Annotated in this window: 5 protein-coding genes; all 5 read left to right on the forward strand. The window is 40.3% G+C overall.

Annotation, left to right across the window (positions count from 1 at the left end):
- Window positions 1–140 precede the first annotated feature (140 nt).
- Complete coding sequence (locus tag A6K76_RS15795; protein ID WP_066466572.1) at window positions 141–647, forward strand: CAP domain-containing protein; 507 nt, start codon at window positions 141–143, stop codon at window positions 645–647.
- Between the two features lie 221 nt (window positions 648–868).
- On the forward strand, window positions 869–1,882 hold the full coding sequence (locus tag A6K76_RS15800) for a C40 family peptidase (protein WP_066466573.1): 1,014 nt from the start codon (window positions 869–871) through the stop codon (window positions 1,880–1,882).
- Between the two features lie 259 nt (window positions 1,883–2,141).
- Complete coding sequence (locus A6K76_RS15805) at window positions 2,142–4,103, forward strand: N-acetylmuramoyl-L-alanine amidase (protein WP_139108721.1); 1,962 nt, start codon at window positions 2,142–2,144, stop codon at window positions 4,101–4,103.
- A gap of 218 nt (window positions 4,104–4,321) precedes the next feature.
- The gene (locus A6K76_RS15810; protein WP_066466574.1) at window positions 4,322–6,046 is read left to right on the forward strand and encodes a hypothetical protein; all 1,725 of its coding nucleotides are present in this window, start codon (window positions 4,322–4,324) and stop codon (window positions 6,044–6,046) included.
- 252 nt (window positions 6,047–6,298) lie between these two features.
- Entirely contained in the window at window positions 6,299–7,345 is a 1,047-nt protein-coding gene (locus A6K76_RS15815) for an acyltransferase family protein (RefSeq protein WP_066466575.1), read from the forward strand.
- Window positions 7,346–7,426: the final 81 nt, after the last annotated feature.

Raw genomic sequence — 7,426 nt, forward strand, 5'->3', positions numbered from 1 at the left:
CTTCATTTTTCAAACATATTTTCTTAACTTGATGGCTATGGGATGTACCCGTAACATTTTGGGCGAACACGTATATTGAGTCACTCGCTGATATCGGTATTATTAACAATGAGCAGGAGCGTTTTTATCCGCATCGTACGTTGACGAAAATTCAGCTTGCCGCATTTATGGAGCGCACGATGCATTTCCAATCACAAATTGCCGAGAAACAAGTAATTTATGATTACTTACAAAAAAAATATATTTACACATTCCAGCATAATGAGCAGTGGGTTACGGAAGTGTTAAGTCTCGTAAACAAGGAGCGCCTACACGAGGACTTGCCGCCGCTACAGCTAGATGAGTCGCTATCACAACTCGCGATTGTTAAGGCACTTGATATGCTCGAACACGGTTATTTCGATCACCGCTCACCGATATATGGCTTCCCGTGGGACTTAGCTGCACTGTTTAATTATCGATTCGTGCTATTTGGGGAAAATATCGCGCGTCGTTTCGCCACACCAGAGGACGTAATGTACGCATGGATGAACTCCGAAAAGCATCGTTCGAACATTTTAAAAGAATCATTCACGCATATGGGGCTAGGTGTGCAACAAAGTGGAGACGGTTCTTTCTATTGGGTACAGCTATTTTCTACAAAATAATGGAATAGAAATGTTACAGGAACATTACAAAATGGCAATTTTTCATGCGGAACCGTGCTTCTTTTAGCGCCGTTTTTACGTAGAAACCGCGTAATGACGGCTTTTTTTATGTTTTCTATAATTCGTTACACAATTGAAAAACTACGATGGATTTTTTTATGGTAATCTTATATTAGGTCAAAAAAGAGACCCAAGAGTCTTGGAAGGAGCAAATCATTCACATGTCTAGTCTTAAAAAGAAGGTTTTAATTCCAGTATTTGCAACAGCCATGTTCGTATCGGGGTTAGGTCAATCTCAACAAACGGCAGAAGCATCTTCTGTAACAGTGAATCAATTAACTAATGAAGCATATAAATATATCGGTATTAAATATAAATACGGCGGTACAACTACAAAAGGTTTTGACTGCTCAGGATACGTACAATACGTTTTCAAAAAATTAGGTTTAAAATTATCTCGCACAACATCTACACAATATCGCGAAGGTACATCAGTAGCGAAGAAAAATTTACAGCCTGGTGACTTAGTATTTTTCAATACAACAGGTCGTGGAGTTTCTCACGTAGGTATTTATTTAGGTAACAATAAATTCATTCATTCAGGTGTAAGTCGTGGTATTCAAGTAGTTGGATTAAACGATTCATATTGGGGCAAGCGATACATAGGTGCACGCCGAGTTGCAACGTTTGTAACTGAGCCAACAGCACCAGTAGTAGAACAACCAGTAGTAGAGCAACCAGTAGTGGAAGAACCAGTTGTAACAGTTCCTGAAGTTGTAGCAACAGGCGAAGTAAAAGGTGACGAAATCGATTTAACTCGTTATGCATCTCGTGCCGTAGTAGCTGAAGAAATTGCGAAAGCATTAGGATTAGATACGACAGCTCGTGAAACAGGATTTATCGATGTACCAGCATCACACCCACAATCAGGTGCTATTGCAGTAATGCATGAATTAGGTATTTTCAGCGGTAACGAAGAAGGACGTTTCAATCCATCTTCACCAATTACACGCTCACAAATTGCGAAAGTACTTGTAAATGCATTTGATTTAAATCAACAAGGTGATTATTTAACATTCCCAGATACAGCAGATCATTGGTCAGCAGGTTCAGTATCAATTTTAGCATCTAACGGTATTACAAACGGGAAACAAGACGGCACATTCGGTATTAATGATTATTTAGCAAACCGTCAATTAACAACGTTTATGGAACGTTTAAATACTTTACAATAAGCGAATAGCTTCGTAGCATAGCACGCGTCGCTACGTACAGTTTTTCAACTATACATTTGAAGAAGCTTATCTTTTATGCAGTTTGTAGAAGGTAAGCTTTTTATATGGTATATTTCAACGGTTTTAAGCTTAACGCATGCGCCGGATAGAAAAAAATATGGCGTATGCTTGAAGTTTAAATAAATGCTTTGCTTAGCAGAGCGAAAATACATTTTGGTACGAGACGTATCAGTTAAATTATGAAGGAGGATGTTTCATCTTGTTACAAAAAAAATGGAGCATTGCGCTCTTTGCGTTTGTCATGATGTTAAGTTTTGTGTTTTCAACGACAGCAAACGCACAAAGTCAGTTTACAGATGTACCGATTGGCGCAGATGGCTACGAAGAAATTAACTATTTAGTAGAGTTAGGTGTTATTAAAGGATATAAACAGAAGGACGGCACGACAATTTATAAGCCAAATAACGCGGTAACTCGAGCGCAGGCGGCTAAAATGGTAATCGAGGCAACAGGTCGTGAGCCGTTAGCGGTGAAAACAGCATCATTTATCGATGTACATGTTGGAACAGAGCAATCTGGTTACATCGAACGTGCAATGGATTTAGGATTATTTAACGTGAAAAAAGGTGGCTATTTCTGGCCGAACAAGCCGTTAACACGTGATGAGATGAGCTTCGTATTAGCGAAAGCATTCGGTTTAAATGTCGATGCAACGAGCGGGTATGCATCAGGCTTCTCAGATATTACGTCAGCACACACATATTACAAATACATTAATGCTATTTACTATAATGGTATTACGACGGGCGACAGCGGCAAATATTTACCGAACAACACTGTAACACGTAAGCACTTCGCTTTATTCGTATCGCGTGCAAACAGCGATGCATTCCGCTTAGACTTACCGATTCAAGGTGTAGACGTAGATAGCAACGACCAGGTGATCGCGCAGGTAAAAGTAGCAACAGCAGATTTAAACGTACGTCAAAAGCCGACAGCGGTAAGCCCGAACATTATCGGTCGCGTAAAAACAGGTGATATTTTATCTGTATACGGTCAAGAAGGTAACTGGTTAAAAGTTTATTACGAAGGCAAGTACGGTTATGTTTCTCAATCGTATGTGAAGTTTTTAAATGCATCAGGTAAAGAAATTGGCAACGCAACAGGTGAGGTTGTAGCAAACGCCGCAACTGTACAAGCGTATAGCCAGCCAGCAACGACTGCTGCAAAAGTAGGCACGTTCGCAAAAGGTGCAAAAATTACAGTGTATGAAACGTTAGATGGTTGGTACTTAACGAAAGTTGGCAGCTTACCAGCATATGTTCAAATCGGTGATACGAACGTTATCGTAGTAGAGCAGCAGCCACCAGTTGTAACGAAACCAGAAGAAACGAAGCCAGTCGATAAAGCACCAGCACCACCAGCAGCTGAAAAGCCGACGATTAACAACGAAGCAGGTGTTGTAAAAGGTCGTGTAACAGTAGGCGGCTTACACGTGCGTGCAGCAGCTTCTCCGAGTGCGAAGTCATACGGTAAGTTAGGTGTAGGCAATATCGTAACAGTACACAGCATTAGCAACTACTGGGCACACGTAACGACGCATTCAGGTATTAAAGGGTATGTGCATAAATCATACTTAAAATTACTAAACCAATCAGGTAGCGTTGTGAAAAATCGCGTTATCGTGCTTGACCCAGGTCACGGTGGTAAAGACCCAGGTGCAGTGAGCGGTTCTTATACAGAAAAATCGATCGTATTAAAAGTATCGAACTTAGTAAAACAAAAGCTTGAAGCACAAGGCGCGAAAGTGAAAATGACACGTACAGGTGATACGTACCCATCATTACCAGAGCGTGTAGCATTTTCGAAAAACAACTACGCTGAAATTTTCGTTAGTATTCACGTAAACGCAGCATCATCTACAGCTGCAACAGGTGCAGAAACATTCTATTCTGTATCGACAGGTGATATGTACAAAGAAGATATCGATTTAGCGACGTTTGTAAATAATCAAATTGTAAAAAATGCAGAAATGAAAAACCGTGGTGTACGTAAATATCCGTACTACGTAATTAACAACATGGATATTCCATCAATTTTAGTTGAGCTTGGCTTCATTTCGAACCCACAAGATCGTGCGAAGTTAGTAAGTAACGAATACATTGAAATTTACGCACAATCAATTTATAACGGTATTATTCAATACTACAGCAAGCAATAATGATTGACGGCTGTCCGAGAGCAATTTCGGGCAGCCGTTTCTTTATGAGGCAGGGCGTCGTAAGCAAATATGATAACATGTGTGGGAGCATTTCGTCATGAAGTGTCGTCTTATGCAATGATCGCTGAATTTCAACGTTTTTTCAGCGCAAGCTTTATAAATGCATAGTCTTCTTATATAATGAGTATGAATGACTTACAGTGGAGAGGGAAAATCGGATGAAAATTAAATATTTTGTCTCGGTGTGGATCATCGGCACACTTGTATTACTAGCAGGCTCTTATGGGCTTGAAAGCTATCTTCAAACGCGCAGTGAAGAAAAAGTATCTGCGGCAATTGAAGAGGCGACGTTAGATTTACATGTACGTGACGATGTGTATATTCGCTTTGCAGGTGGCTTTGAATTTGAAGAAATCGGTCACGACAAAGAGGAGAAAATAAACGCCACTGATGAGACGTATACGTACCACATGACACGTGAAACGGATGAAGCGACACGTGAATTAACAGGGAAAGAATACGAAGATATGGGGAAATTACAAGTTGTGTTCCGCACAGTTGATAATGGCGACCAGTTCGTATTTACACGTTTTGAAAATGAATGGGATTGGGGCTTTGAGATTCCATACTATATCGTCTTTAAAAATCAAAGTGAATACGAGTTATTTGCATATAAAGAGCGTGTAGAACGCAAGCATGATAACGTATTTGGCATCGACTATACATCGAACGTAAAAGGTGTATACACAATTGGCGAGGACGATTACGAAATGATTTTATCGCAAAACTTCGTGTCGTATGAGCAAAAATGGCGTTACAGCAACGGCAAAGAAAGCGTGCTGCGTGAATACGTAAAAGAAAACGCAACAGGCGACGTTGAAATTGGTGCAGGTGAACTTGCATTTGAATTAACGTTAAACACGAACGTAAAGCGTCAAATTAGTGAAAGCTGGTTCATGTTAACGAACGACCAATTCTTCAACACGAAAGAAGAAATGCAGTCGTATAAAGATTACACAAATCACCATTACGTACGCTCGCAAAAATGGTTAACGCCAGAAGGTAACTACTCGAAGCTTCCTTGGGCAATCGAGCCGTACACACAAGTTGGCTACGGACGTAATTTAGTGAATCAGCAAGGCACATATTTCGTGGATCAATATCCGTTAACGAAAGATCGCTTCTACTACAACATGATTGTAGCGGACACGAACTACTTAATTGACATGAATCCGCAGCAAAACGACTTATGGTACACAGAATATACGAGCACGTGGCTGAAGCAGAACTACGGCATCGTCGCACCATATACCGATACGCGTCATAACGAAAACATCGCACAGTTTTTAGTGAAAGCTGGCGACATTTTAAACAACGCTGAATTGAAAAATAAATATACGATTTATGCGGACTTCTTAACGAAGCAAGAAGCAGCAAACAACGTCTTTAAAACGGAAAATGGCTATTACATTTTAGATTACTTCGCACCGGAGCAATCGGCGAAAACGCATGCATCATTAAACCACATTTTAGCGGAAATGAACTTCTTATTAGAGTCATATGCGCTATCGAAAAATGAGGCGTATTTAAATACGGCGCTTGCGATCAATGCGGCGATTCAAGATACAGGGCGCGAGTGGATCAATCCGAAAACAGGCGACTTCTGGTATCAATTAAACCCAGGAAACGACGGCTCGTACACATTTAAAGATACAGACTATCCGTACTTAACGTTAGAGGATATGCTATATTCGTTAGAGCTATTTAAAGCGTTACAAGTTGAATACGACGTACAGTTATATACAGACTTTGTAACATCGAAAGTGAACTTTATTAAAAAGAACGAAATCGAAATTACACGTACAGTTGTAGAGGATTTACAAGCACAAGGCTTTGGCGCGTTAATCGACCGCTATAAGCACGTTGTTGATGTAGCAAGCTAAGTAGCGAATAGGCGAGCAGTGAATGCGAAGTAAGTGTAACAAGCTTACGAACCATGACAGCTGCTCGCATTTTTTGTGTTTCTGCCGATTGAGGAAACGATCTATAGTGAAAAATCGTCACATAGAGCGTAAAGCGATATGAGCGCTCCATCTACGCGTTTACGTTGTTATTTTACGTTTTTGTTACAAAACGTGCGACGTGCGATATAGATGGTATACTAGTACTTAAGCCTATTAACGGAGATGTGAACAATGGTAAAAGAATGGGATTTACTGCGTGCAATTGCGTGTGTCAGCATCGTGTTATTACATACGACGACATGGGTTATTACATTGCAGGTACCTGAAATGACGGACGTAGCATCATTTTTACGTCTAATTTTATGTTTTGCGACACCGACATTTATTTTATTGTCGATTATTATTTTAGCGAATCGCTATCCAAATAAACTGCCAAAAAACTTTTGGTCGTCACGTATTTTATATATTTATTTGCCATTCGTCGCGTTCAGTGCAATTGATGCGATGAACCGCATGAGTGCGAAAAAAGGTTTTATCGAATATTTTTATAGCAATATCGTGCTCGGTCGTTTTACAGGCTGGTTTATTTTAGTTATTTTTCAGCTGTATATTTTATATTGGTTCGTAACGAAATTTAAATGGTCACGTTGGATTGTGTTTCCGCTATGCATCGTAGCGTCATACGTACATTTTAATGAGCTTGTATTTTCAGAGGAGTTTTATGCGGTATATTCACTAGAGCTTCGCATTACAGCGACAATTTGGCTCATTTATTTCGTGTTTGCGTACTTCGTTGGGCGATATTACAGTGTGATTGCGCCGTGGTTATTGAAAGCGAGATACGTGCTATTGTTGCTCGTAGCGTGGTCGATTCAATATTTATACGGCAAATTTGACACGTTAGACCTTCTTGTCGAATCGCGTACTATTTATTTAGTGCCAACTGTTATTACGCTAACGCTTGCGATTTTAGCGTGGGGGCAATTAATACCGAAGCTGCATGCGGTTGATTTTGTGAGTCGATATGCGTTTGCGATTTATTTAGGGCATTGGCCGGTTATGTTCCACATGGCGCCAATTATTACAGCACACGTAGAACCGATATATATGAGCATTCCGCTTATTTTCATTACGGCCATTTGCATTAGTTCGTTATTTGCATACGTGCTGCAATACGTTCCAGGCGGGCAGTTTATTGTCGGCAAGGTGAAGAAAAAACGCAAGCCTGAGCCAGTTGCGATCGTTGAGGAAGTAGCCGAAGCGATAACTAATAAGTGATCAGCACACATATGAACAACAAAAGGAGCTGCCCGACATGTAAAATGTACCCTATACGATAGACACTTTGAAAAAAGACTA

The sequence above is a fragment of the Caryophanon latum genome, from assembly GCF_001700325.1.
Classification (GTDB): domain Bacteria; phylum Bacillota; class Bacilli; order Bacillales_A; family Planococcaceae; genus Caryophanon; species Caryophanon latum.